The organism is Rhodoferax sp. U2-2l, from assembly GCF_020594515.1.
Classification (GTDB): Bacteria; Pseudomonadota; Gammaproteobacteria; order Burkholderiales; family Burkholderiaceae_C; genus Rhodoferax.
Window position 1 is genome coordinate 65360 of record NZ_JAJCTH010000003.1, and the last position, 25259, is coordinate 90618.

The 25259-nt window shown below is 62.8% G+C and carries 24 protein-coding genes; 12 read left to right on the forward strand and 12 right to left on the reverse strand.

The genetic code is table 11. The annotated features are described in order from the left end of the window. Positions 1–16: 16 nt before the first annotated feature. Positions 17–466 (forward strand): recombination regulator RecX, encoded by a 450-nt coding sequence (gene recX, locus LHU53_RS03525; protein ID WP_227330705.1) that lies wholly within the window; start codon positions 17–19, stop codon positions 464–466. Positions 467–484: 18 nt separating this feature from the next. Here the strand turns inward: recX and LHU53_RS03530 are convergent, their stop codons facing one another. Both LHU53_RS03530 and argC read right to left on the reverse strand, forming a co-directional pair. Then, a complete protein-coding gene (locus LHU53_RS03530) occupies positions 485–751 on the reverse strand; it encodes a DUF2164 domain-containing protein (RefSeq protein WP_227330706.1) in 267 nt (88 codons plus the stop codon). 4 nt (positions 752–755) lie between these two features. Continuing rightward, positions 756–1691, reverse strand: a complete 936-nt coding sequence (argC, locus tag LHU53_RS03535; protein ID WP_227330707.1) for an N-acetyl-gamma-glutamyl-phosphate reductase — start codon at positions 1689–1691, stop codon at positions 756–758. Positions 1692–1851: 160 nt separating this feature from the next. Between argC and sucC the strand changes: the two genes are divergently transcribed. The 5 genes from sucC (at position 1852) to LHU53_RS03560 (ending at position 8228) form a co-directional block, all read left to right on the forward strand. Then, the gene (sucC, locus tag LHU53_RS03540) at positions 1852–3021 is read left to right on the forward strand and encodes an ADP-forming succinate--CoA ligase subunit beta (RefSeq protein ID WP_227330708.1); all 1170 of its coding nucleotides are present in this window, start codon (positions 1852–1854) and stop codon (positions 3019–3021) included. 68 nt (positions 3022–3089) lie between these two features. Then, positions 3090–3983: a succinate--CoA ligase subunit alpha gene (sucD, locus tag LHU53_RS03545; RefSeq protein WP_227330709.1), complete on the forward strand. Its 894-nt coding sequence runs from the start codon at positions 3090–3092 to the stop codon at positions 3981–3983. A gap of 280 nt (positions 3984–4263) precedes the next feature. Further along, positions 4264–5070: a Stp1/IreP family PP2C-type Ser/Thr phosphatase gene (locus LHU53_RS03550; RefSeq protein WP_227330710.1), complete on the forward strand. Its 807-nt coding sequence runs from the start codon at positions 4264–4266 to the stop codon at positions 5068–5070. Positions 5071–5129: 59 nt separating this feature from the next. Beyond that, the gene (locus tag LHU53_RS03555; protein WP_227330711.1) at positions 5130–5774 is read left to right on the forward strand and encodes an FHA domain-containing protein; all 645 of its coding nucleotides are present in this window, start codon (positions 5130–5132) and stop codon (positions 5772–5774) included. Between the two features lie 78 nt (positions 5775–5852). Next, positions 5853–8228, forward strand: a complete 2376-nt coding sequence (locus tag LHU53_RS03560; protein ID WP_227330712.1) for an ATPase, T2SS/T4P/T4SS family — start codon at positions 5853–5855, stop codon at positions 8226–8228. Positions 8229–8339: 111 nt separating this feature from the next. Here LHU53_RS03560 and LHU53_RS03565 read toward each other — a convergent pair whose 3' ends face one another. Beyond that, the gene (locus tag LHU53_RS03565; RefSeq protein WP_227330713.1) at positions 8340–10463 is read right to left on the reverse strand and encodes an acetyl-CoA hydrolase/transferase C-terminal domain-containing protein; all 2124 of its coding nucleotides are present in this window, start codon (positions 10461–10463) and stop codon (positions 8340–8342) included. 148 nt (positions 10464–10611) lie between these two features. Here LHU53_RS03565 and LHU53_RS03570 point away from each other — a divergent pair, with 148 nt between their 5' ends. Further along, positions 10612–11457: a M48 family metallopeptidase gene (locus LHU53_RS03570; protein WP_227330714.1), complete on the forward strand. Its 846-nt coding sequence runs from the start codon at positions 10612–10614 to the stop codon at positions 11455–11457. Between the two features lie 13 nt (positions 11458–11470). Here LHU53_RS03570 and rsmI read toward each other — a convergent pair whose 3' ends face one another. After that, positions 11471–12427 (reverse strand): 16S rRNA (cytidine(1402)-2'-O)-methyltransferase, encoded by a 957-nt coding sequence (gene rsmI, locus LHU53_RS03575; RefSeq protein WP_227330715.1) that lies wholly within the window; start codon positions 12425–12427, stop codon positions 11471–11473. Here rsmI and LHU53_RS03580 point away from each other — a divergent pair. The 3 genes from LHU53_RS03580 to LHU53_RS03590 all read left to right on the forward strand — a co-directional run bounded on the left by LHU53_RS03580 (position 12426) and on the right by LHU53_RS03590 (position 14131). Then, positions 12426–12818, forward strand: a complete 393-nt coding sequence (locus LHU53_RS03580; protein ID WP_227330716.1) for a YraN family protein — start codon at positions 12426–12428, stop codon at positions 12816–12818. The two genes, rsmI and LHU53_RS03580, sit on opposite strands and share 2 nt — an antisense overlap. Positions 12819–12902: 84 nt before the next feature. Next, positions 12903–13502, forward strand: a complete 600-nt coding sequence (locus LHU53_RS03585) for a phosphoheptose isomerase (RefSeq protein ID WP_227330717.1) — start codon at positions 12903–12905, stop codon at positions 13500–13502. Next, positions 13499–14131 (forward strand): BON domain-containing protein, encoded by a 633-nt coding sequence (locus tag LHU53_RS03590; RefSeq protein ID WP_227330718.1) that lies wholly within the window; start codon positions 13499–13501, stop codon positions 14129–14131. The genes LHU53_RS03585 and LHU53_RS03590 overlap by 4 nt, the downstream gene beginning before the upstream one ends. A 7-nt stretch (positions 14132–14138) precedes the next feature. Here LHU53_RS03590 and LHU53_RS03595 read toward each other — a convergent pair whose 3' ends face one another. From LHU53_RS03595 to LHU53_RS03605, 3 genes are read right to left on the reverse strand one after another with little or no spacing between them, the layout of a single operon-like run. Continuing rightward, positions 14139–15056: an NAD(P)-dependent oxidoreductase gene (locus LHU53_RS03595; RefSeq protein WP_227330719.1), complete on the reverse strand. Its 918-nt coding sequence runs from the start codon at positions 15054–15056 to the stop codon at positions 14139–14141. A gap of 18 nt (positions 15057–15074) precedes the next feature. Then, a complete protein-coding gene (locus LHU53_RS03600) occupies positions 15075–16211 on the reverse strand; it encodes a PilT/PilU family type 4a pilus ATPase (RefSeq protein ID WP_227330720.1) in 1137 nt (378 codons plus the stop codon). A 47-nt stretch (positions 16212–16258) separates the two neighbouring features. Continuing rightward, positions 16259–17302: a type IV pilus twitching motility protein PilT gene (locus LHU53_RS03605; RefSeq protein ID WP_227330721.1), complete on the reverse strand. Its 1044-nt coding sequence runs from the start codon at positions 17300–17302 to the stop codon at positions 16259–16261. 36 nt (positions 17303–17338) lie between these two features. On the opposite strand from LHU53_RS03605, the gene LHU53_RS03610 reads away from it, so the two are divergent. Continuing rightward, complete coding sequence (locus tag LHU53_RS03610; protein ID WP_227330722.1) at positions 17339–18028, forward strand: YggS family pyridoxal phosphate-dependent enzyme; 690 nt, start codon at positions 17339–17341, stop codon at positions 18026–18028. On the opposite strand, the gene dgcA is transcribed toward LHU53_RS03610, so the two are convergent. After that, entirely contained in the window at positions 18025–19008 is a 984-nt protein-coding gene (gene dgcA / locus LHU53_RS03615) for an N-acetyl-D-Glu racemase DgcA (RefSeq protein WP_227330723.1), read from the reverse strand. The two genes, LHU53_RS03610 and dgcA, sit on opposite strands and share 4 nt — an antisense overlap. Beyond that, positions 19005–20012 (reverse strand): DUF1611 domain-containing protein, encoded by a 1008-nt coding sequence (locus tag LHU53_RS03620; protein ID WP_227330724.1) that lies wholly within the window; start codon positions 20010–20012, stop codon positions 19005–19007. Before LHU53_RS03620 ends, dgcA begins: the two co-directional genes overlap by 4 nt. 303 nt (positions 20013–20315) lie before the next feature. On the opposite strand from LHU53_RS03620, the gene LHU53_RS03625 reads away from it, so the two are divergent. Next, positions 20316–21092 (forward strand): transporter substrate-binding domain-containing protein, encoded by a 777-nt coding sequence (locus tag LHU53_RS03625; protein ID WP_227330725.1) that lies wholly within the window; start codon positions 20316–20318, stop codon positions 21090–21092. Positions 21093–21101: 9 nt separating this feature from the next. Here LHU53_RS03625 and LHU53_RS03630 read toward each other — a convergent pair whose 3' ends face one another. The 3 genes from LHU53_RS03630 to LHU53_RS03640 all read right to left on the reverse strand — a co-directional run bounded on the left by LHU53_RS03630 (position 21102) and on the right by LHU53_RS03640 (position 25142). Then, positions 21102–22016, reverse strand: coding sequence for a LuxR C-terminal-related transcriptional regulator (locus LHU53_RS03630; protein WP_227330726.1), 915 nt, complete (start codon positions 22014–22016; stop codon positions 21102–21104). 81 nt (positions 22017–22097) lie between these two features. Then, the gene (locus tag LHU53_RS03635) at positions 22098–22559 is read right to left on the reverse strand and encodes an Lrp/AsnC ligand binding domain-containing protein (protein WP_227330727.1); all 462 of its coding nucleotides are present in this window, start codon (positions 22557–22559) and stop codon (positions 22098–22100) included. 6 nt (positions 22560–22565) lie between these two features. Continuing rightward, positions 22566–25142: an EAL domain-containing protein gene (locus LHU53_RS03640; protein WP_227330728.1), complete on the reverse strand. Its 2577-nt coding sequence runs from the start codon at positions 25140–25142 to the stop codon at positions 22566–22568. Between the last annotated feature and the right edge of the window lie 117 nt (positions 25143–25259).

The following is a 25259-nucleotide window of genomic DNA, read 5'->3' on the forward strand; positions in this document are numbered from 1 at the left end:
CATAGTGATCCTCTGAATGGGCTTTGCCACACCTTCACTCAAAGGGCGCGCCCTGCGCCTGCTCAGTGGCCGTGAACACTCGCGGCTGGAGCTGGAGCGCAAGTTGGCGCCGTTTGAGGAAGAGCCCGGCAGTCTGGCCGCCGCGCTCGATGACTTGCAGGCCAAGGGTTTCATCAGCGAACAGCGGGTGCTGGAGTCGGTGGTGAACCGCCGCGCCAGCAAACTGGGCGCATCTCGCATCAAGCAGGAGCTGCAAGCCAAGGGGCTGGACCCGCAGGCGGTGGCGGACACCGTCCAGGTTTTGCGCGCCACCGAATTGGAACGTGCGCGGGAGGTGTGGCAAAAAAAGTTTGGTCAGGCCCCGCAAGACGCCGACCAGCGGGCCAAACAAATGCGTTTTCTGGCGAGTCGTGGTTTTGGTGGTGACACCATCCGCCGGGTGGTTGCCGGTGCGGACGACGAGTAACAGACCGCTGGCCGGGCGTCAGGTGCCGCGCCGTCGCCCACCGTTCCAGTAGGCAAATTCGCTCTCATGGCAATCGATGTCGAGCTCGTTGACCCGGGCCAGCATCTGCGCCTGGGCGTCAGCCACCCCTTGGTTGTAAGCGCTCGGCGCCAGCTCCTTCAAAAAGAAGTCGAGCAGTTCGGCGGCCTGCATGTTGCCAATACGCATGTCCATGTGGGTGGTGAACCAGCGCTCAATGGAGGTCACCGCCGTGGCGCGGGTTTCCTTGGACAGCTCAACCGCCATGGGCTCAGAGCCCCAGCATCAGCTTGAGGTTTTGCACCGCCGCGCCGCTGGCGCCTTTGCCAAGGTTGTCCAGCCGCGCCACCAGCAGCGCGTGGCGGAAGTTATCGTTGCCATCCTGGTTGCCAAACACCCGCAGCTCCATGGCGTCACTGCCGTCGAGTGTGACCGCGTCGAGTTTGCTGTCCGAGCCGGTGGGCACCACGCTGACCCATTCGCTGCCTGCGTAATGTTTGGCCAGTGCCTGGTGCAAGTCGGCCACACTGGGCTGGCCGGGCAACAGATCCAGATGTAACGGAATCTGCACCAGCATGCCCTGTTTGAAGTTGCCGACCGAGGGCACAAACAACGGGCGGCGCGTCAGGCCGGTATTGGCCAGGATTTCCGGGATGTGTTTGTGTTTGAGACCCAGCGCGTACAACTCATAAGCCGGGGCTTTGCCCTGTTCGTAGGCCTCGATCATGGGGCGTCCGCCGCCTGAGTAACCACTCACTGCAGGCAGGCATAGCGGGAAATCCGCCGGGATCAGCCCGGCATCAATGAGCGGTCGGATCAGGGCGATGGCGCCGGTGGCGTAACAACCCGGGTTGGCCACACGCCGGGCTTGGCGGATGGCCTCGCGCTGGCCGGGGCACAGTTCTGCAAAGCCATACACCCAACCCGGCGCCGTGCGGTGGGCGGTGGAGGCGTCAATGATCTTGGGGCCGGGTTGCCCTGAAGCCTGTTCCATCTCGGCAACCATGGTGACGGATTCAATCGCTGCCTCGTCATGCAGGCACAGCACCACCAGGTCCACTTGCGCCATCAGCGCACGCTTGGCGCTGGCGTCCTTGCGCAGTTCGGGCGCGATGCTGAGCAGCTCGATGCCGGGCAGGTTTTGCAGGCGTTCGCGGATCTGTAAACCGGTGGTGCCGGCTTCGCCGTCGATGAAGATTTTTTGCATGGTGAAGTGAAATCCCGAAAAAGCGCTGCCTTGTAAGACTGGCTAAAGAATGAATCAATTCAACATGATACAGTCCGCGACGCATCGTCAAGCGCCGGTCAACCGTTGTGCAAAGCGGCTTTCAGACGCACTTTTATCACCCGTTCCTGAGAGAGACCTCATGAAGATTCACGAGTACCAAGGCAAGGACATCTTGCGTCAAGCTGGTGTGCCAGTGCCTCGCGGCATTGCAGCATTCACCGTTCAAGAGGCGGTGGAAGCCGCCCAGAAACTCGGCGGCCCCGTGTGGGTGGTCAAGGCGCAGATCCACGCCGGTGGTCGCGGCAAGGGTGGCGGTGTCAAGCTGGCGCGCTCGATTGACGATGTGAAAAAACTCGCTGGTGAAATCCTCGGCATGCAGCTGATCACGCACCAGACCGGCCCGGAAGGCCAGAAAGTCCGCCGCCTGTTGATTGAAGACGGCGCCGACATCAAAAAAGAATACTACGTCTCTGCCGTGACGGACCGCGCCAGCCAACGCGTGGCGATGATCGTCTCCAGCGAAGGCGGCATGGACATCGAAGAAGTGGCGCACAGCACCCCCGAGAAAATCGTCACCGAGATTGTTGACCCCGCCACCGGCCTGACCACCGAGCAAGCCACCAAGCTGGCCAACGCGATTGGCGTGCCCGCCGGTTCCGTGGCGCAGGCCGTGGATGTGCTGCAAAAGGTCTACAAGGTCTACATGGACACCGACGCGTCGCTGGTTGAGATCAACCCGATGATCCTGGAAGGCAATGGCGGCATCAAAGCCATCGACGCCAAGTTCAACTTTGACGCCAACGCGCTGTACCGCCACCCCGAAATCGTGGCTTACCGTGACCTGGACGAAGAAGACCCGGCCGAGGTCGAAGCCAGCAAGTTTGACCTGGCCTACATCAGCCTGGACGGCGACATCGGCTGCCTGGTCAATGGTGCCGGTCTGGCCATGGCTACCATGGACACCATCAAGCTGTTTGGCGCTGAGCCCGCCAACTTCCTGGACGTGGGCGGCGGTGCCACCCCCGAGAAGGTCACCGAAGCCTTCAAGATCATGCTGAAAAACCCCAAAGTCAAGGCCATTCTGGTCAACATCTTCGGCGGCATCATGAAGTGCGACACCATCGCCACCGGCGTCATCACCGCCTGCAAGGCGACCAACCTGAACGTGCCGCTGGTGGTGCGCATGAAGGGCACCAACGAAGAACTGGGCAAAAAGATGCTGGCCGAGTCGGGCCTGCCGATCATCAGCGCCGACACCATGGCCGATGCTGCGCAAAAAGTGGTTGCTGCTGTCAAGGCCGCTGCGTGAAACCTTGCGGGACAGACCGCAGCTACGCAACGCGAGCCAGCTCTGTCCTCAACTGACTAGGAAACATCATGTCCATTCTCATCAATAAAGACACCAAGGTCATCACCCAGGGCATCACCGGCAAGACCGGTCAGTTCCACACCGAAAAGTGCCAGGAATACGCCAACGGCAAACATTGTTTTGCCGCTGGGGTGAACCCGAAAAAGGCCGGCGAATCCATCTTCGGCATCCCGATTTACGCCTCGGTCAAGGAAGCCGCGCAAGAGACTGGCTCTACCGTGTCGGTGATCTACGTGCCGCCCGCTGGCGCGGCCGCTGCCATCTGGGAGGCTGTGGAAGCCGATCTGGACCTGGCCATCTGCATCACCGAAGGCATTCCGGTGCGCGACATGCTTGAAGTGCGCAACAAAATGCGCGCCAAGGAAGCCGCTGGCGGCAAGAAGACGCTGTTGCTCGGCCCGAATTGCCCGGGTTTGATCACGCCTGACGAGATCAAGATCGGCATCATGCCCGGCCACATCCACCGCAAAGGTCGCATTGGTGTGGTCAGCCGCTCCGGCACGCTCACTTATGAAGCCGTGGCACAGCTGACCGAAATCGGCCTGGGCCAGTCCAGCGCGGTCGGTATTGGTGGCGACCCCATCAACGGCCTGAAGCACATCGACATCATGCAAGCCTTCAATGACGACCCGGACACCGACGCCGTCATCATGATCGGCGAAATCGGCGGCCCGGACGAAGCAGAAGCCGCCCGCTGGTGCAAGCTCAACATGAAAAAACCCATCGTCGGTTTCATCGCCGGTGTCACCGCACCTGCGGGCAAACGCATGGGCCATGCCGGTGCTTTGATCTCTGGCGGTGCCGATACTGCTGAAGCCAAGCTGGCGGTGATGGAAGAGTGTGGCTTCAAAGTCACGCGCAACCCGTCGGAAATGGCCAAGTTGCTCAAGGCGATGTTGTAACTATCACCGCGTGTGAGGTGCCCAGGCCAAACCTGGGCAGGCTGTGGGCCGGACTGTCTTGAAGGACAATCCGGCCTTTTTTGTGGGCTGACGTCAAGCACGGCGCGGCGACCGGGCGGATATTCCACTTATTATTCGTTCCAGTTGGCAGCCCATGGCATGACACGTCGCGGGCCGCTTCATGGTTGTATCCGTCGACAGGAGAACCTCTGGTGATATCGATCAACGCCTCGGTTGGAGAGGCCAAACAGGGCGGGTCAGGCGCTACTTTCGCTGCTGTATGCCAGCCCTCAGCATGATGCACTTCAGCTTTCACGCGCTGACCGACTCCGGTCGGGTCAGAGGCAACAACGAAGATGCCCTGGCTTTTGATGCCCATCATGGTGTGGCGGTGTTGGCCGATGGCATGGGCGGCTACAACGCGGGCGAAGTGGCCAGCAGCATGGCGGTGCTGTTTGTCAAGTCAGAGCTGGTGCGCTGGCTGGTCGTGAACGGCCCGCATCTGCATGCCGCACAGCTGGCGCGCGTGATCGAGATGTGTTTTGATCAAGCCAATCTGTCCATCCTGAACGCCGCCATGTCCAACCCGCAGTACGCCGGCATGGGCACAACCCTGGTGGCCGGCGTGTTTCGCGGGTCGCAGCTGATCATCGGGCATGTGGGTGACTCACGTTGTTACCGCTTGCGTTCCGGGGTGTTGACGCAAATCACCAAAGACCACTCGATGCTGCAGGAACAGGTGGACGCGGGTGTGCTCACGCCTGAACAGGCGGCCTTTGCGCCTGGCAAAAACCTGCTGACCCGGGCCCTGGGTGTCGAGGAGATGTTGCGCGTCGAGACGCACGAACACGTGGTCGAGCCGGGTGACCTGTACCTGATGTGCTCGGATGGCCTGACCGACATGCTCACCGACCAAGAGATGGCAGCCGTGCTGACGGCCAACACGTCGCTGGCCTTGATGGCGACCGAACTGGTGGCCCAGGCCAACATGCACGGTGGCCGCGACAACATTTCGGTGCTGCTGGCCAGGGCCGACGCGGGTGCCAGCAAATCCGGCTTGATCTCGCGGCTGATTGGCAAGCCCTGAACCCATGGCGGTGGCGAGTTGGCTTCAAACCCATATACTGCGTTGCACAGGAGGTAGTCATGCCCAGAATAACCGTGATGATGGACGGCATCGTCCACAACGAAGTCACGTTGACGAAAGAACGCACCACCATTGGCCGCCGACCCTACAACGATTTGGTGATTGAAAACCTGACGGTCAGTGGTGAACATGCGGTGCTGGTCATGGTGGGCAACCAGGTCACGGTGGAAGACCTGCACAGCACCAACGGCACCTACATCGACGGCAAGGCGGTGAAACAACAGGTGCTGCGCCATGGCGATGTCATGGACATGGGCAAATTCAAGGTCAAGTTTGAAGCTATGGCCGAGGACGAGTTTGACAAAACCATGCTTTACAAGCCGCGCGTGGCGGCACCGGCGCCCGCCTCTGCCATTCCCAATGTCCCGCTGACTCTGCCCGAACTGCGTGGGTCCATCAAGGTTTTGACCGGCGCCGCCGCGGGTCGGGAGATGGCCTTGACCAAGGTGGTGACCACGGTGGGCAAACCGGGTGTCTCGGTGGCGGCGATCACCCAGCGGCGCCACAATTTTTTTGTCCACCATGTCGAAGGCAGCGACCGTTTGACCCTGAACGGCGAGGTGGTGGGTGAAGAACCCGTGGTGCTCAAGCACGGTGACCGGATCATGCTGGCGGGCACCGAAATGCAGTTCCTGCAAGGTTGACGGATGCGGATGACTGCCCAGGCGCGTCTTGATGCGCTTCGTCACGGACCCCGTCCCGCCCTGTGAGTTGGCCTGCCCATGAATACCGGCCTCAGACTGCATAGCCCTGACCGGGCGGGGATGACCTTCGAGGCGCTTTTTTACAAGCAGCTTCAGCATGTCACCGCCCGCATCCACGAGACCGACAACATCGAGCAGATCATGCTGGAGGCCAGCGCCGACATCTGCAAACTGTTCAATGCCGATCGGCTCACCCTGTATGTGGTCAATGAAGACAAATCGGCGATCGTCTCCAAGGTCAAGACCGGGCTCAACAGCAGCCGCGACCTGAAACTGCCGATCTCGCCGCAAAGCATTGCCGGGTATGCCGCGTTCAGCCACATGCTGGTGAACCTGCCGGATGTGTACGACGACGAGTCGCTGAAAACCATTCACCCGGCGCTCTCGTTCCTGAAAGAGGTCGACAAACGCTCCGGCTACCGCACCCGCCAGATGATGGTGGCCCCCATCCTGGAGGGCGAAACGCTCTACGGCGTGTTGCAGGTCATCAACAACAAGAGCGACAAACCCTTTGGTGAACTGGAGGTGGAGGGGATTTCGCAGTTGTGCAAAACCCTGGCCACGGCCATCAAACACCGCATCCATGGGGCGGAAGACAACGTGCGGCGCATGGTCACCAAATACGATGGCCTGGTGTCCGACGGCGTGATGACGGCGGCTGAGCTGCAGCAATGTTTGCAGGATGCGCGCTCGCAGGGGCTCACGGTCGAGAACCTTTTGCTCACGCAATACCAGGTGCGATCGGCCCAGATCGGGCCCTCACTGGCCAAGTTTTTTGGCGTGCCGTACGAGCCGTGGACCGAAGGGCGCATCCGCTCGGAACCGTTGCACGGCGCGCTCAAACGCGAGTTCATTGAAGAGCAGGCCTGGATTCCGCTGGAGGATTCACCCGCCGGGCTGGTCATCATGTGCCTGGACCCGGAGGCGGTGCGCAGTTCGCGCATCGTGCAGCAGGTGTTCCCGAAGGTCACCAAATTTTCGTACCGGGTCACCACCTACGCCGAGTTCCATGACACGCTGGGGCAGATTTTTGGCTTGGAGGCGGTGGGGGGCAGCATCAGCGAGATGCTGGCCGACATGGACAGTGGCCCGATGGACGACGATGGCGGCCTGAGCGACGCACTCGAATCCGCCGCGGCCGACAACGAACTGGTCAAGTTCGTCAACAAGGTGATCATCGACGCGTATCACCAGGGCGCCTCGGACATCCACATCGAGCCGATGCCGGGCAAGTTCAAGACCGGCATCCGCTTTCGCATTGACGGCTCGCTGCAGCCCTACATCGAGGTGCCCTCGCACTTTCGCCAGGCGATGGTCACCCGCCTCAAGATCATGTGCGACCTCGACATTTCCGAGCGCCGCAAGCCGCAAGACGGCAAGATCAAGTTCAAGAAATACGGCCCGATCGACATCGAGCTGCGCGTGGCCACCATCCCCTCGGCGGGTGGCGTGGAAGACGTGGTGATGCGGATTCTGGCCGCCGGCGAGCCGATTCCGCTGGACAAGCTGGGCCTGACCGCGCACAACATGGCGCGCGTGATGCAGACCATCGAGAAGCCCTACGGCCTGTTCTACGTGTGCGGCCCCACCGGCTCGGGCAAAACCACCACCCTGCACTCGATCCTGAAGCACCTCAACAAGTCCGACACCAAGATATGGACCGCCGAAGACCCGGTGGAAATCACGCAAAAAGGATTGCGCCAGGTGCAGATCAACCGCAAGGCGGGCATCGACTTTGCGCTGATCATGCGGGCGTTTTTGCGCGCCGACCCCGACATCATCATGGTCGGTGAGTCGCGCGACCACGAAACCGTGGCCATGGGCGTGGAGGCGTCGCTGACCGGGCACCTGGTGTTCTCCACGCTGCACACCAATTCGGCGCCCGAGTCGATCACCCGGCTGCTGGACATGGGCATGGACCCGTTCAACTTTGCCGATGCGCTGTTGGGCATTCTGGCGCAGCGCCTGGCCAAAAAGCTGTGCGCCTGCAAGGAAGCCTACGTGCCGGACGAGAACGAGCTGCGCCTGTTTGCCATGGAGTACGCTGATGAGTTGCGCCACTCAGCCCAGTGGGCGGATGACTACGAGGGCCAGTTGACCAAGCTGATCGCCAGTTGGCGGCAGCAGTATGCCGACAACGGCCAGCTGCGCTTTTTCCGCCACGTCGGCTGCGACAAGTGCAACCAGACCGGCTACAAAGGCCGCGTCGGCCTGCACGAGCTGCTGATTGCCGACGACGGCATCAAGAAACTGATCCAGGAGCGCGCCCGGGTGGCCGAGGTGTTTGCCGCCGCCGTGGAAGGCGGCATGCGCACCCTGAAGATGGACGGCATGGAAAAGGTCATGATGGGGTTGACCGACCTGAAGATGGTGCGCTCGGTCTGCATCAAGTGATGCCATTCCCCTATCGGTCCGACGTGTGGTTGCTGCGCCTTGCCGTACGTTGGTACTGTCTGCGGCTTCTCGCTTAATGATCGTGCCGATCTGGAAATGGAAGAAGCCGGCTTAGAGGTTGTTGGCAAACAGGCGGCGAATCACCCGGTCCTTGAAGCTGTGCACTTCGGCCAGGCCCAGCCGCTCCAGATAGGCGGGCGGCGCTTCCTTGCTTTCCCACAGGCTTTTCACCGCCATCGTCAACAGCTCGGACGGATGGTGGCTGGCGCGTTTGAGTTTTTTCATCGCGCGCACCATGTGCAACTCGTCCTCGGTCAGGTCAGTGCCAAACGGGAAGTCCGGCAGCAGTCCGGCCTCGGCCCAGGGTTGGAGTTTGGCGGCGATGACTTCGGGCAGGTTGTGCCGGTAACACTCGGGTACTTCGTAATCCGGTTCCAGCTTGCCATGGGCCTTGGCCTGCTTGACCAGGTCGGCCTGAAAGCGTGAATCGGCCACGGCAATCAGCCGTTTGACCACCTCGCCGTCCGAGCGCCCGCGCAGCTCGGCCACACCGTATTCGGTGATCACCACATCGCGCAGATGGCGCGGGATGGTGACGTTGCCGTAGTTCCAGACGATGCTGCTGGTCAGGCCATCTTTGTTGTCGTGGGTGGCGCGCAGCATCATGATCAGCCGCGCGTCGTTCAACGCGTGGCTCATGGCGACAAAGTTGTATTGCCCGCCCACACCGCTGACCACTTGGCCCGACTCCAGCGCGTCGCTGGCGGCCGCACCGAGCAGCGTCACCATCATGGTGGTATTCATGAAGCGGGCCTTGCGGCGCTGGGCGCGCTTGAGCGCATCGTTGCCATACAGCTGGTTGATGAAATCGATGTGCGTCATGTCGATCTTGGCCAGATCCTGTGGCGCCATGGTGCGCAGGCGCTCGTAAAAGTCGCGCGGGCCCAGGAAGAAGCCCCCGGTCATGATCACGCCATGCAGCAGGCGCGACCCCAGCATGTGCTGGCTGACACACGCGAAACTGGCCGGGTCGCGCAGGTTGTTGCTGCACCGGTGGTGCTCGCCGTCGCTCAGATGCTGGCCCTCCAGCGTGACGTTGGCGCGCAGAATGCCATAGTGCTTCAGGAACGACACGTCCTCGTCTGACAGCGGCGAGCGGATGCGCCCGGCCGTCAGCAAGGCCTGCAGCGTGTCCGGGGTGACGTTGGCGTCCGGGATGTGCCCACTGTTGAGCAGTTGCTGCAACACGGCGTCGTCATACACCTCGCGGCGGATGATGCCGGCCTCAATCAGCCGCAAAAACGCGTTGACAAACATTTCCGAGCAGCCGTACAAGCCCTCGTCAAACCGCCCCAGCTCACGCCCGGCCAGCCCGGCGGGACACAGGGCTTCCAGGATGTGCCGGTACTCGGCGCCATGGCGATCCCGCACCAGCAGCGCCTGGCCAATGGCGTCGCCCAGCGAGCCGATGCCGATTTGCAGCGTGCCGCCGTCCACCACCAGGCTCGACGCATGCAGGCCGATGGCGTAGTCCGCCGCGCTGACCTTGTTGTTGGGCGGCGCAAAGATGTCGTGGGTGCCTGCCGGGTCGGTCACCACCACGTCAAAGAAGCCGGGGCTGACCTCCGCGCCGTTGGGCATGAAGGGCATTTTGTGGTTGATCACACCCACCGCCATCACCGTCTGGCCGCTGGCGCGCACGTTGTCCAGCACAGCCTGGCTGATGTCGGGGTTGCTGGAGAGGCTCAGGCGCAGGTTGTCGCCCGCGCCTTGGGAGCCGACCGCCTGTGCCAGCACATTCATGCCCTGCACCGCCATGTCGCGCGCGGCGTAGGTGTAGTTGGTGGAGATATGGCCCATCTGCGCGGCGGCGTTGCCCAGGTAGTCGCCGGTTTTCATGAAGAACTCCTGCACCTCAATGTTGGGCGGCAGGCGGTTGGCGCGCAGATCCTTCACGTAATCCATGTCCGGGTAGTCGCCAAAAATGCGTTCCACCAGCGGTTTCAGGAAGTTCTTTTCTAGGTCACTGTGGCCCACCGGCTTCTCCAGCGACAGGGCGGTGATGATGCGCAGGCTGCGCGCCGGGTCGGCCTTGATGCGCCGGTACAGCGCGTTGACCAGCGGGTTGGGCTTGCCCACACCCAACGGGATGCCCATCACGATCGGGCCGGGAACCGTGGCCAGAATGTGATCGACACAGGCGTCGATGGACGTGATGAAGAGCGGGGCGGTCATGGTGTGTCTCCTGGCCCTGAGGGCATCGTTGGTTTTATGGCGCTTGAATTTTCGCGCTTTGACGCACAATTACGGCGACTGATTGTTCTTTCTGGACGCTTCGCTCTACTTGACATGCGCGTCCCCTGATGAAAGCCCCACCTCAACCATGAACGACTGCCCGACCTGTTACTTTTGTGCCCAACGGCGCTTGTTGCTGCAAGGTGCCGCTGTGTCCCTGGTGGCACCTGTCACCGGTCTGCAACTGGCGCATGCCGAAGGTGTCGATGTCGGGCGCAACTCGGTGTTTACCCAGCTGGTGCCGGCGGAGACCATCGAGAAATCGGCCGCCCAGCAGTACGCCCAGATGATGCAGCAGGCAGCGGCGCAGAAGGCGCTGGCAGGCAAGGACCACCCGCAGGTAAGACGCCTGCGGGCTATTGCGCAAAAGACCATTCCGCACGCCCTGGGCTGGAACCCGCGTGCGCGGGACTGGAACTGGGAGGTCAACCTGATCGGCAGCAAACAGGTCAACGCCTTTTGCATGCCGGGCGGCAAGATCGCGTTTTACAGCGGCATTCTGGACCAGCTCAAACTCACCGACGCCGAGGTCGCCGCCGTGATGGGGCACGAAGTGGCCCACGCCCTGCGTGAGCATGCCCGCGAACGCATGGGCAAAACCGCCGCCACCAGCATTGGGGCGTCGCTGCTCGGTCAGGTGCTGGGTCTGGGCGATCTGGGCCAGACGTTGACCAACTACGGCGCGCAACTGCTCACCTTGCAATTCAGCCGCAGCGACGAGTCCGAGGCCGACCTGGTGGGCATGGAACTGGCAGCGCGTGCCGGGTTTGACCCGCGCGCCGGCGTCAGCCTGTGGCAAAAAATGGCGATTGCCAGCAAGGGCGCGCCGCCGCAGTGGTTGTCCACCCACCCCGCAGGCACCACCCGCATTGCCGACATCGAGGCCAACCTGCCCAAGGTGCTGCCCTTGTATTCCCGCTCCAAACCGGGCTGAACCCCGGACCGATTCAATCCTGCTGGTCAGCCGGGTCGGTTTTGAGTGCCAACGCCAGGTCGTACAAGGCGTTGCGCGGCTGCCCGGTGATCTCGGCGGCGAGCTTGACGGCGATTTTGAGCGGCAGTTCGGCCAGCAGCAGCTTCAGGACGCGGGTGTCGGTGCTGCTGTCGACCGCCGTGGCCGCCGGGTGCAGCACCAGCGCAAACTCGCCGCGGGTGCGGTTGGCGTCAGACGCCAGCCACTGGGGGAACGCGCTGGCCGGCAGGGTGGTGACCTGTTCAAACTGCTTGGTCAGCTCACGCCCCACGGTCAGCGCCCGCTCCCCCAGCACCGCCAGCGCCTGCGCCAGCGCCTCGATGCGGTGCGGCGCTTCCAGCAGCACCACCGCCCGCACCTCAGACGCCAACCCCTGCACGGCATGGGCACGTTCGGTGGCTTTGGCGGGCAAAAAACCTGCAAACACAAAACCGCCCTGCGCCGGATGGTCGGCGCTGACACCGGCGGCACTCAGCACGGTGGTCACACTGCTGGCACCGGGCAGCGGCACCACCGTCACGCCCGCCAGGCGCACGCCGGCCACCAGCCGGGCGCCGGGGTCGCTGATGGCGGGGGTGCCCGCGTCACTCACATACGCCACGCGCTGGCCGAGCTGCAGGCGCTCCAGCACCGTTTGCACGGCTTGCGCCTCGTTGTGCTGGTGCACGGCCAGCAGCTGCGCCTGGGGCTTGTCAATGCCGTAGGCGCGCAGCAGGGCCTGCGTGTGGCGGGTGTCTTCGCAGGCCACCACGTCGGCCAGTTGCAGCAGGTGCAGGGCGCGCAGGGTGATGTCGGCCAGATTGCCAATGGGCGTGGCCACCACGTACAGCGCGCCGGGCAGATAATTCTGGCCGGAGGCTGCGTCATGCGCGGCTTGCAGGGCTGTCGCAAACGTGCTAGTGAGACGAGATGAGGGGGGCGAAAGCACCATGGAATTTCCTTCGACAAACGGGCAGACCCAACCCCGTACCACCAAACAGGTGGGCGATGCGGCCGAGGCGCTCGCCTTGCAGCATTTGCAGCGCGCCGGGCTGGTGCTGCTGGAGCGCAATTATCGGTCGCCCGGCCGGGGTGGCGGCGAGATCGACCTGATCATGCGCGCACCCGACGGGACCTGTGTGTTTGTCGAGGTGCGTCAGCGCCGCTTGGCCAGCCACGGCGGGGCGGCCGCCAGCGTCAACGCCATCAAGCAGCGCCGCATCGTGTTTGCCGCGCGCCACTATTTGATGCGCTGGCGCAACCTGCCGCCATGCCGGTTTGACGTGGCCGCCGTAGAGGCCGGGGTCGTCGTGTGGCTGCAAGCTGCCTTTGACGCTGCCTGAACGGGTGGTAACAACGTGTGACAAGCGTCAACCATAACGCGCAGGGCAGGTGTGGGCCAAGGTGGGCCGGGTATCATCACGCCCATGCTTGAGCAACGAATCCAACAACATTTCATCGACAGCGCCGACCTCAAATACCAGGCGGCGCCCCTCCTGAGCGGCCCGATCGCCAACGCGGTGCAGGCCTTGCTGGCCTGTGTCACCAGTGGCGGCAAGGTGCTGGCCTGTGGCAATGGCGGCTCGGCGGCAGATGCGCAGCACTTCGCCGCCGAATTTGTCGGCCGTTTTGAGCGCGAGCGGCCTGAACTGGCCGCCATCGCCCTCACCACCGACAGCTCGATCCTCACCGCCGTTGGCAACGATTACGGCTTTGATCTGATTTATTCGCGTCAGGTGCGTGCGTTGGGCCAGGCCGGTGATGTGCTGCTGGCGATCTCGACCAGCGGCAACTCGGCCAATGTGCTCAAGGCGATTGAGGCCGCGCACGAGCGCGAGATGGTGGTGATTGGCCTGAGCGGGCGCGGTGGCGGCAAGATGACCCGCGCGCTGCGCGACACCGACGTTCACATCTGCGTGCCGCATGACCGCACCGCACGCGTTCAAGAAGTTCACCTGCTGACGCTGCACTGTCTGTGCGACGCGGTGGATGATTTGTTACTCGGCGACACGGAAAGCACGTCATGACCTACCCCACACAACGACTGATGACTTTGCTGGCCCTCACCGCCTGCCTGGGCGCCAGCCTGACCGCCTGCGTTCCCATGGTGATGGGGGGCGCTGCCGTGGGGGGCAGTCTGGTGGCCACCGACCGCCGCACCTCCGGGGCGCAGCTGGAAGATGAAGGCATCGAGCTGCGTTCTGCCAGCCGGATTCGTGACAACCTGGGTGACCGCGGTCACGTGAATGTGACCAGCTACAACCGCCGCGTGCTGCTGACCGGTGAAGTGCCTTCGGCACAGGACCGCCAGCTGGTGGAGCAGGTGGTGTCCCGGGTAGAGAACGTGCAATTGGTGGTGAACGAGCTGGCGGTGCTGGGCAACGCCACGCTGACGCAGCGCTCCTCGGACACGCTGGTCACGGGTCGCGTCAAGGCCGCCATGGTGGACGCCAAGGACCTGTTTGCCAACTCGTTCAAGGTGGTGACCGAGCGCGGCACCGTCTACCTGATGGGCCGGGTGACCCAGCGCGAGGCGGATCGGGCCACCGACATCACCCGCTCCACCAGCGGTGTGCAAAAAGTCGTGCGGGTGTTCGAGATCATCAGCGAAGACGAGTTGCGCAACCTGTTGCCGCCACCCGCGCCCAAGAAGTAGCCTGCGGCTACTTCAGCCGTTTGATCAGGCTGGAGGTGTCCCAGCGGCGGCCACCCATCTGCTGCACATCGGCGTAAAACTGGTCCACCAGCGCGGTCACGGGCAACTTGGCGCCATTGCGCCGGGCTTCGTCTAGCACCAGGCCCAAATCCTTGCGCATCCAGTCCACGGCGAAGCCAAAGTCAAACTGGCCAGCCACCATGGTCTTGCCGCGGTTGTCCATCTGCCAACTTTGCGCGGCGCCCTTGCCGATCACGTCGAGCACCTGATCCATGTCCAGCCCGGCGCGTTCGCCAAAGGCAATGGCTTCACTCAGGCCCTGCACCAGCCCGGCAATACAGATCTGGTTGACCATCTTGGCCAGTTGACCGGCACCGCTGTCGCCCAAGCGCGTGAACGCTTTGGAGAACGCCATCGCCACCGGCCGGGCTGCGTCAAAAGCGGCCAGGTCGCCGCCGCACATCACGGTGAGCACGCCGTTTTGCGCTCCGGCCTGGCCGCCTGACACCGGCGCGTCGACAAAGTGCAGGCCAAGTTCCTTGGCATGGGCGTACAGCTCGCGGGCGACATTGGCCGAGGCAGTGGTGTGGTCGACCAGCACAGCGCCGGGAGCCATCCCGGCGAAGGCGCCGTTGGGGCCCAGCACCACGCTGCGCAAGTCGTCGTCGTTGCCCACACAGCAAAACACCAGACTGGCGCCCTCCACCGCCTGGCGGGGTGTTTCGGCGTGGTTCAACGCGCCGTTTGGCGCGTCAGTTGGTGCATGCTCGGCGCACCAGGCGATGGCTTTGGCGGTGGTTCGGTTGTACACCGTCACCTGGTGCCCGGCGCGCGCCAGGTGGCCCGCCATGGGGTAACCCATCACGCCCAGGCCCAAGAAGGCGACACGCTGGGCGGGGATGGGTTCGTAGGTTTTGCTGCTCATGTCGTGAGATCCGTTGCGTCAAATGATGGTGAGGTTTTCGGTGCCGGCGGCCAGGTTGCCGCTGCGCCCGCGTTTGCTGTTGAGTTTGATCTGCAGGCGCAAATCGTTGACGGAATCGGCATTGCGCAGCGCGTCTTCGTAGGTGATGGCCTCTTCTTCGTAGGCTTTGAACAAGGCCTGGTCAAAGGTCTGCATGCCCAGGTTGGTGCTCTTTTTCATGATCTCCTTGATCTCGGCCACCTCGCCCTTGAAGATCAGGTCAGAGATCAGCGGCGAGTTGAGCATGATCTCCACCACCGCGGTGCGGCCCTTGCCGTCGGGTTTGACGATCAGGCGCTGCGACACCATGGCCTTCAGGTTGAGCGACAAGTCCATCAGCACCTGCTGCTTGCGCTCTTCGGGGAAGAAGTTGATGACCCGGTCAATCGCCTGGTTGGTGCTGTTGGCGTGCAGGGTGGCCAGGCACAGGTGGCCGGTCTCGGCAAAGGCGATGGCCAATTCCATGGTTTCGCGGTCGCGGATTTCGCCCATCAAAATCACATCCGGCGCCTGGCGCAAGGTGTTTTTCAGCGCGGCTTCCCAACTGTCGGTGTCGATGCCGACCTCGCGCTGCGTCACCACGCAGTTTTTGTGGGCGTGCACAAACTCAATCGGGTCTTCCACCGTGATGATGTGGCCGTAAGTGGTTTCATTGCGCCAGTTCACCATGGCCGCCAGCGTGGTGGTTTTGCCCGAGCCGGTGGCGCCGACCAGAATACACAGCCCGCGTTTGGTGTTGACGATGTCTTTGAGCACGGGTGGCATCTTCATGCCGTCGATGGTGGGAATGACGCTGGGAATGGTCCGCATCACCATCCCCACTTTGCCCTGCTGCATGAACGCGTTGACCCGAAAACGCCCCAGATTCGGCGGCGAGATGGCAAAGTTGCATTCCTTGGTGCGCTCAAACTCGGCCACCTGGCGGTCGTTCATGATGGCGCGCGCCAGGGCGATGGTGTGGGTGCCGTTGAGCGGCTGCGGCGACACCTTGGTGATCTTGCCGTCGACCTTGATGGCGGGCGGCAACTCTGCGGTCAAAAACAGGTCACTGCCGCCGCGGCCGACCATCAGCTTGAGCAAGTCGGTGATGAAGGTGGTGGCTTGATCGCGTTCCATTTGAACTCCTCTTGCAATTTAAACCGGTGCGGTAGGCGAGCCATCCTCTAGCCTGGGAAGTTTTCGGGGATTTTGGCTTTGGTGCGGGCTTCAGCGGCGCTGATGATGTTGCGCCGCACCAGGTCGGTCAGGTTCTGGTCCAGCGTCTGCATGCCCACGCTGTTGCCGGTTTGGATGCTCGAATACATCTGCGCCACCTTGGCCTCGCGGATCAGGTTGCGGATGGCGCTGGTGCCCAGCATGATCTCGTGCGCCGCCACGCGGCCCTGGCCGTCTTTGGTTTTGCACAGGGTCTGCGAGATCACTGCCTGCAGCGACTCGCTGAGCATGGCGCGGATCATTTCCTTTTCTTCCGCCGGAAACACGTCAATGATCCGGTCGATGGTCTTGGCGGCGCTGCTGGTGTGCAGGGTGCCAAACACCAGGTGGCCGGTTTCAGCGGCGGTCATGGCCAGGCGGATGGTTTCCAGGTCACGCATTTCACCGACCAGAATCGCGTCCGGGTCTTCACGCAAGGCGGAGCGCAAGGCAGCGGCAAAACTCTGCGTGTGCGGGCCGACTTCGCGCTGGTTGATCAGGCACTTTTTGGATTCATGCACAAACTCGATCGGGTCTTCCACCGTCAGGATGTGGCCAAACTCGTTTTCGTTGAGGTAGTTCACCATCGCTGCCAGCGTGGTGGATTTGCCTGAGCCGGTGGGGCCGGTCACCAGCACCATGCCACGCGGCTTCAGGGCCAGATCGGCAAAAATCTTCGGACAGTTGAGCTGCTCCAGCGTCAGGATCTTGCTCGGAATGGTCCGGAACACCGCACCGGCGCCGCGGTTCTGGTTGAAGGCGTTGACCCGGAAACGCGCCAGGCCTTCAATCTCGAACGAGAAGTCGATCTCCAGAAACGCTTCGTAGTGTTTACGCTGTGCGTCGTTCATGATGTCGTAGACCATGCTGTGCACTTGTTTGTGGTCCAGTGGTTCGACGTTCAGGCGGCGCACGTCACCATGCACACGGATCATCGGCGGCAGCCCCGCCGACAGGTGCAAGTCCGATGCCTTGTTTTTGACGCTGAACGCCAGCAACTGGGTGATATCCACAAAACCCCCTGGATTGTTTGTTACGCTAAAGCCATTATGACCACGATTCAAGAGCAGTTGAAGGCCGTGCGGGCCCGCATCCACGCCGCCTGCCAGGCCGCAGGCCGGGCCGACGATGCCGTCACCCTTTTGGCCGTTTCCAAAACTTTTCCAGCTGAAGCGGTGCAGGCCGCGTATGACGCCGGGCAGACGGCGTTTGGCGAAAACTACATCCAGGAAGCGGTGCAAAAAATCACCGCGCTGCGCCACTTGCCGCTGGTGTGGCACTGCATCGGCCCGATCCAGAGCAACAAAACCCGGCTGGTGGCCGAACATTTTGACTGGGTCCACACGGTCGACCGTTTGAAGATTGCCCAGCGGCTGAGTGAGCAGCGCCCCGCGCATCTGCCGCCGCTGCAGGTGTGTATCCAGGTCAACATCGACGGTGGTCCGACCAAATCGGGGGTGGCGCCCGATGACGTGCTGGCGCTGGCACGCGCGGTGAGCCAGCTGCCGCACCTGCAGCTGCGCGGTCTGATGTGTATCCCGGAGCCTGCGGCTGATTTTGTGGCTGAGTGCGCTGTCTTCCAACTGGCCAGGACCCTTTTTGACGACCTCAATGCGTCAGGACTGGCGCTGGACACGCTGTCCATGGGCATGAGTGCCGACCTGGAAGCCGCCGTGGCCAGTGGCAGCACGCTGGTGCGGGTCGGGTCAGCGATTTTTGGGTCGCGGCACTATGCCTAACCCCACAGCGCGGGCAGCGGCGGGTCAATGACACCGTTGCGGTAAACCATCGGGCAGTCCCGGTCCAGCGTTTGCAGCAAGGGGCCGTCCAGGTCCACATATTGGCACTGTTGCGCCAGCAAAAACGCCGGTGCCATCGCCAGCGAGGTGCCGCACATGTTGCCCACCATCAGGCCCAGACCCAGTTCCCGGGCATCTGCGGCCATGGCCAGGGCTTCGGTCAGGCCGCCGCATTTGTCCAGCTTGATGTTGATGAACTGGTACCGGCCTACCAAGGTTTTCAGGGACGCGAGGTCGGTGCAGGATTCGTCGGCGGCCAGCGGCAAGGCGGCCTTGAAGCCGTCGAGCAAGGCATCCGAGCCGCGCGGCAGCGGCTGCTCCACCATCTCGACGCCGAGGCGCGCCAGCTTGGGGCACAAGTCTTTGAGCAGGTCCAGTGTCCAACCCTGATTGGCATCCACCACGAGTCGGGCGCCCGGGTGCTCCTCGCGCACCCAACGCACCATGTCCAGGTGGCGCTGGGCGTCCACCTTGAGCTTGATCAGCGGGTAGGCGCGCGCCTCACGGGCTTTGCGCCGGGTGGTGGCCTCGTCGCCCAGGCCAATGGTGAACGCGGTGGTCACCGGCTGGGGGGCGGGCAGCCCGGCCGCTTGCCAAACCGGCAGACCACTTTGCTTGGCGTGCAAATCCCACAGGGCGCAGTCCAGCGCATTGCGGGCGCCTCCGGCGGGCAAGAGGGCCAGCAGATCCTGCCCGGTGATGGCATCGTGCAGCCGTGGTGCCACACGGTCGATCTGCGCGGCCAGGGTTTGAGGTGTTTCGCCGTCGTAGTCCACGCCAGCTGCTTCGGCCTGGCCGGTGTGGCCGTGGCCGTCGCTCAGGCGCACCAGCAGCACCGGCTGGGCCGTGATTACCTCGCGGGAGATTTCGAACGGTTCGATCATCTCCCAGCGCTCGGCCTGGGTCTGGCAGCTGATCATGCTGCCAACAGCGCGTCAGCCAGCGCGTCCACACCGCCGCGCATCGGGTCCACCACCGGCAGTTTCAGGGTGGCGCGCAGGGTGGCGGCGTAGTCGGACCAGGCCGCATCCGACAGGCACGAGGAATTGATGCTCAGGCCCACGCAGCGCACCGCCCGGTTGGTCAGGCTGGCCGCTTCCACATAACGGCGGATGGCGTCGGCCAGATCCGGAATCGGACAGTCGGGGTAACCCTCGATGGTGTCGCGCGATGGGTCGTGGCACAGCACCAGTGCGTCGGGTTGCGAGCCGTGCACCAGTCCGAGCGTGACACCCGCGTAGGCCGGGTGAAACAGCGCCCCCTGGCCTTCGATCACATCCCAATGGTCGGGCGCGTTGTCGGGTGACAGTTGCTCGGCCGCTCCGGCAATGAAGTCGGCAATCACCGCGTCAATGGCCACCCCTTCGCCCGCAATCATCACGCCGGTCTGGCCGGTGGCGCGGAAGGTGGCGCTGGCACCGCGCGCCTGCAGGGCCTGGGTGAGCGCGAGGGCGGTGTATTTTTTACCCAGGGCGCAGTCGGTGCCCACGGTCAGCACCCGTTTGCCGCTGCGTTTACGCCCGGTGCCGGCGGGAAACGTTTGGTCCGAATGGCGCACGTCGATCAGCTTGGCACCGCTGCGCTGGGCGGCGGCCACCAGGCTGGGGAAGGTGGTTAGCCGGGTGTGCTGGCCGCTGACCACGTCCATACCGGCGTCCAGCGCTTCTTCGAGCGCGGCCAGCCATTGCGGTGGCAGCACGCCCCCCACGGCGGCCACACCAATCACGATCGAACCCGCACCCTGGCGCGCCGCGTCTGTGGGGGACAGCCTGGGCAAGTCCAGCGTGACGGTGGATTCGGGCAGGCGCCACTCGCCCATCACGTCAGCGGTGCACCAGTCGCGCAGGCCAAACGCCGTCTTGGCGTCGGACTTGAGCTGGGCATCGGCCAGAAACAGCAAATAGGGTTTACGCAGCTTGTGCATGGGGCATCACCATTCCAAAAAAAAACAGACTGTCATCGCTCAGTCGCGCGCGGGCCAAGCAGTTTGGCAGTCGGAAGGATAAGACAGTTTTGGTGCTTCGAAGCACCAAAACAGGGCTTGAGGCAACGCACTGCACCCAAAGGGATAGCCGAGCGGGCCTCACTTTCCTGCTATGAAAAATGGACCTATCCCTTTGGGGGTAGACGCTGTTGTCAGAGCGGCTAACTGGCATACCATGCGACCGACCTGTCTGGGTCAGCGCCCACTGTTTGTCATCCCCTCCCACTTTGTTAGGACCCCAAAATGAAATTGAGATATGTCTTCGCTGCGGTTGCTGTGGCATGTGGTCTGTCGGCGCAGGCTGACGACCTGAAGGACTTGCGGATTGGCACCGATGCCACCTACGAGCCGTTTGAATACAAATCACCCGAAGGCAAATTGGTGGGTTTCGAGATTGATCTGGCCAACGCACTGTGCGCCGAGATGAAGCGCAACTGCGTGTTTGTCGAGTCACCCTGGGACGGCATCGTGCCCTCGCTGCTGGCCAAGAAGTACGACGTGATCATCTCCGGCATGACGGTGACCGACCAGCGCCGGAAAACGGTGGCCTTCAGCGACAAGATCACCGACATCCCCTACCGCGTGATCGTCAAGCGCGGCAGCGGTCTGGACGGCTCCCCGGCCTCGCTCAAGGGCAAGAAGATGGGCGTGCTCAAGGGCTCCACCGAGGCGGATTACATCGACAAGTACTACGTCAAGGCCGGTGCCACGGTGCAGACGTATGGCTCCACCCAGGACTCTTACCTGGACCTGGTCTCCGGTCGCACCGACGCCATTCTGGGCAATCTGGTCGAGATGAAAGCCGGCTTCCTGAGCAAGCCCGAAGGCAAGGCGTTTGAGTTCGCCCCCCATGAAGTCAAAGACCCGGTGATCCTGGGCTACGGCACGGGCGCGGCCATGCGCAAGCAGGACAAGCAGCTCATGGCCGATTTCAATGCCGCTCTGAAAGCGATTCGTGCCCAGGGCGTTTATCAGAAGATTGCCGCCAAGTACTTCGACTTTGACGTTTACGGCAAGTAAGCCGACACCTCAGCCGGTGGCGGCCCGCGCCGCTTGCAAGGCAAAAGGTCGGGCGGCGGCGGGCGTGCTCTGGTAGCGGGTGAGCGGGTCGGCCGAGCCCTCGGGCGTGGCAAAGGCAATGCAGTTGATGAACAGCGAGAACAGCTCGGCCTGGGAGCTGATGTCCAGCTTTTTATGGATGTTCTTGCGGTGGATCTTGATCGTCCCTTCCGTGGTGTTGAGCCGCTCGGCGGTCAAGGCCGACGAGTAACCGCTGATCATGTAAAACAGCACCTGGCGCTCACGCTGGGTCAGCAGCGAGCTGGCAAAGTTCTCCATGGTGCTTTGCACCTTGCGGTGCGTCAGGTTGTCTGTTTCGCGGCGTGAGGCGGCGGCGGTCAGCTCATGGTGTTTTGTGGCCGACGCAAAAATCATCGGCATGAGCGACTCGACGGCCAGCATGTCCATAGCCTGAAATTTGCAACTGCTGATGCTGCGCTCGATAAAGATGTTCAGCGCGGTGTCGTCATCAAGGCGCCACAGCAGGTCGATCGAGTCGGACAGACCAATCTGTGAATAAAACACCCGGTAAAACTCGCTGTCGTAAAAATCGTCCGGCGCAATGTCACGCAACCAGTAGACGCCGCTGGGGCAGCCGCGAATGAACATCTGGTAATTGGGGCACAGCACGTAGGGGCCGGAGATGTAGGCGTCTTCAGGCAGCGAGCGTTCTTGCGGGTTAAAACGGTGCACGATGCGCCGCGGCCGCTGATGGCGGTGGTACATCATGGCGCCGCCGGAGTCGATGTCGCAGACCGTGCCCAACAGGTTCAGCACCGCATCGAACCATTCGGCGCTGCCGATGGCCTGGGTCAGGGTGGCCAAGGCCGTGGTCAGCGGGCCGTCCAGCGGCAGGCACAACGGTGATTTGGGGGGCTTTTGCATGGGTCGCTAGCGTAGCAGGCGCGCGTCGGGCCCAACAGCCACGGTTGCCATGGCCTACCCGGCATGGGGTGGGATCCGCAGTTAGTGGACGGGCAACTGCGTGGTGTATTTCACCTCTTCCATCACCGCATAGGTGCGCGTCTCACGCACGCCCGGCAGTTGCCACAACACCGTGCCGGCAAAGGCGCGGTAGGCGTTCATGTCGGCCATGCGGGTTTTGAGCAAATAGTCAAAGCCGCCGGCCACCATGTGGCATTCCAGAATCTCGCTGCGTACCTGCACCGCTGCCTTGAACGCTTCAAACACGTTGGGTGTGGTTTTGTCCAGCAACACTTCTACAAACACCATCAGCCCGATGCCGAGCCTGACCGGGTCCAGCCGGGCCTCATAACCCTGGATCACGCCGTCTTTGGTCAGCCGCTGCACCCGCGCCAGCACGGCGGTGGGTGACAGGGTCACGATCTCGGCCAGCTTCAGGTTGCTGATGCGGCCATCTTTTTGCAAGGCTTGCAGGATTTTGCGGTCAATGCGGTCAAGTTCCATGGCGGGTCAGGCAGACAGTGGCGGTACGGGTAAGGGGGCAGGCCTGCCAAACAGGTAGCCCTGAAACATCTTGCAGCCCAAGCCCAGCAGGGCGTCGCGCTGGGTCGGCAGTTCCACACCTTCGGCAATCACCTCCAGATGCAGGCTCTCGCCCATGGTGACAATGGCGCGGATGATGCTGGCGTCCTGCGGGTTGTCCAGCATGTCGTGCACAAAACCCTGATCAATCTTGAGCTGACTCAGCGGCAGGCGCTTGAGCAGGGCCAGCGACGAGTAGCCGGTGCCAAAGTCGTCCAGCGACAGGCGCACGCCCAGGGCCCGCAGCGCGCGCATTTTTCCGATGACGCCGGGCACATCGTCCACCAGCTGGCTCTCGGTCAGCTCCAGCTCCAGTAGCGCCGGGTTGACGCCGCTCTGGCGCAGCACGCCTTCCACCTGCGCCACAAAATCGGGCTGTCGGAACTGCTGCGCGCTCACATTGACGGCAATGCGCCAGTTCGATTGGGGCCCGGGGTTGGCCCACAGCAGCAGTTGCTGGCAGGCGGTCTGCATGATCCAGTGGCCCAGCGGCAGGATCACGCCACAGGTCTCTGCCGCGGCGATGAACTCGCCCGGACTGACCAGCCCGCGCATCGGGTGCTGCCAGCGCACCAGTGCTTCAAAACCCAGGGTGCGCCCGTCGGCGTCCACCTGCGGCTGGTAGTACAGCAAGAATTCCTGCGACTTGAGCGCCCAGCGCAGGTCGGCCTCCAGCGAGGTGCGGGCGATCACCTGCGCCTGCATCTGCGGGTTGAAAAAGCGCAGCGTGTTGCGTCCGCCCGCCTTGGCCTGGTACATCGCCAGGTCGGCCTGTTTGAATATCTCGTCGCACGTGGTGAGGGCGCCGTCCAGCATCGCCACACCCATGCTGATGCTGCCCTGGCAGGCCTGGCCCTCCAGCAAATAGGGCTCGTTCATGCGGTTCAGAATCTTCTGGCCAATGTGTTGCGCCTGGCGCGCGGCTTCTTCGGCTCGGGTGTCGAGATCCACCAGCATCACCACAAACTCGTCGCCGCCCTGGCGCGCCAGCGTGTCCTGGGTGCGCACACACTCACCCAGGCGGCGGGCCATCTCGCGCAGCATCAGATCACCCACCGCGTGGCCCAGGGTGTCGTTGATGTCCTTGAAATTGTCCACGTCCACAAACATCAGTGCGGCGCACTGCGCCTTGCGGCTCATGCCAGCCAGCAGCTGCTGCACCCGGTCTTGCAGCAGGCGGCGGTTGGGCAGGCCTGTGAGCGGGTCGTAAAAGGCCAGCTGGTAGATGGTTTCCTCGGCCTGCTTGCGTTTGGTGATGTCGGTGGAGATGCCGCACAGCGCGTAAATCTGCCCGTGTTCGTTGCGCAGTGGCAGCTTGACGGTCAGGTAGCTGCGCTCCACCTTGCCGTCGGCGCGGGAGACCTCCTCTGACTCGACCCGCTCGCCGTGCTGGATGACACGCAAATCATCGGCGCGTATCCGCTGCGTGGCGGGTGGATCAAAAAACTCGCTGTCGGCGCAGCCCACAATGGCCGACAGCTCGCGGCCAAACAGCTTGCAGACGGTCTTGTTGGCGTACTGGTACAGCAGGTTGGTGTCTTTGATGTAGATGGCGGCGTCCACACCGTCAAGCATGGTACGCAGTCGCTCCTCGGTGGCCTGGATGGCGGCCGTCTTTTGTGCCACCTGACGGCGCAGCCAGTGGGTCAGCAGCAGGGTTAGCCCCAACAGCAGCACCAGAGCGCCCACCAGCCAGGTGACGTAAGCCGGAACAGCCGTGCGGGCGTCGTGGTGCATCCAGCGCTGCATGATGTTGGCGTAAGGGGAGTCGGCGCGCGCCTGCCAATCCCTCAGATGGCGGTCAATGGCTTGCAGCAGGTCGGCGTTTTGGCCCTTGGTGGTGGCATAAAACACCTGGGTCGGCTGGAACACGATGGTGGTGGCTTCAAGCTGGTAGTCGTTGATTCTCAGGTCACCAAAAAACCGGTTGGCGGCCACCGCATCCACCTGGCCCGCCGCCGCCTGCTCAAAACCGCGCTCAAATGAATCCACGGTGACCAGATCGGCGGCGATGGCAAAACTCTCCAGCAGGCTTTTCAGGAAGCTGGCCTGAACCGAGCCCTTGACCACTGCTATGCGCTTGCCCTTGAGGTCCAGCAAGGAGGTGATTGGTACACCCTTGTGTTTGTAGAGTTGTGACCAGCCCAGCAGCGCCGGGGTGTCGTGAAAGCCAAGCACCTGAGCGCGCTCGGAGGTGAACGCCACGTCAGGCAGCAGGTCAATGCGCCTGCTTTTGAGCGCGTCCAGGCAGGTATGCCACTCACACAGGACGGGCTCCAGCTGCCAGCCCTCCTGCTGCGCCATGGCCACCAGCAGGTCACCCAGAATGCCGCTGGGCTGGTCATTCTCAGCGGCAACAATCTTGGGCGCATTGGCGTACACCCCGACCCGCACCACACGTGGCGCGGGGTCGGCGGCCCAGGCGGCCTGCGCCAGCAGCAAGGCCACCTGCGCCGCCCAAACGAGCCAGATGTTTCGCCGGCAGCACAGGGGAAGAAGTCTCATCATGGATGGATTGTGGCGGGCCAGCCAGATCTTTGTCCAGCCGCGAATAACCCGTAGTCAAGGCATCAAATTCACTAGTTATGAGTTGAAATTCAGTCAAAAATTTATCTGAAAGAG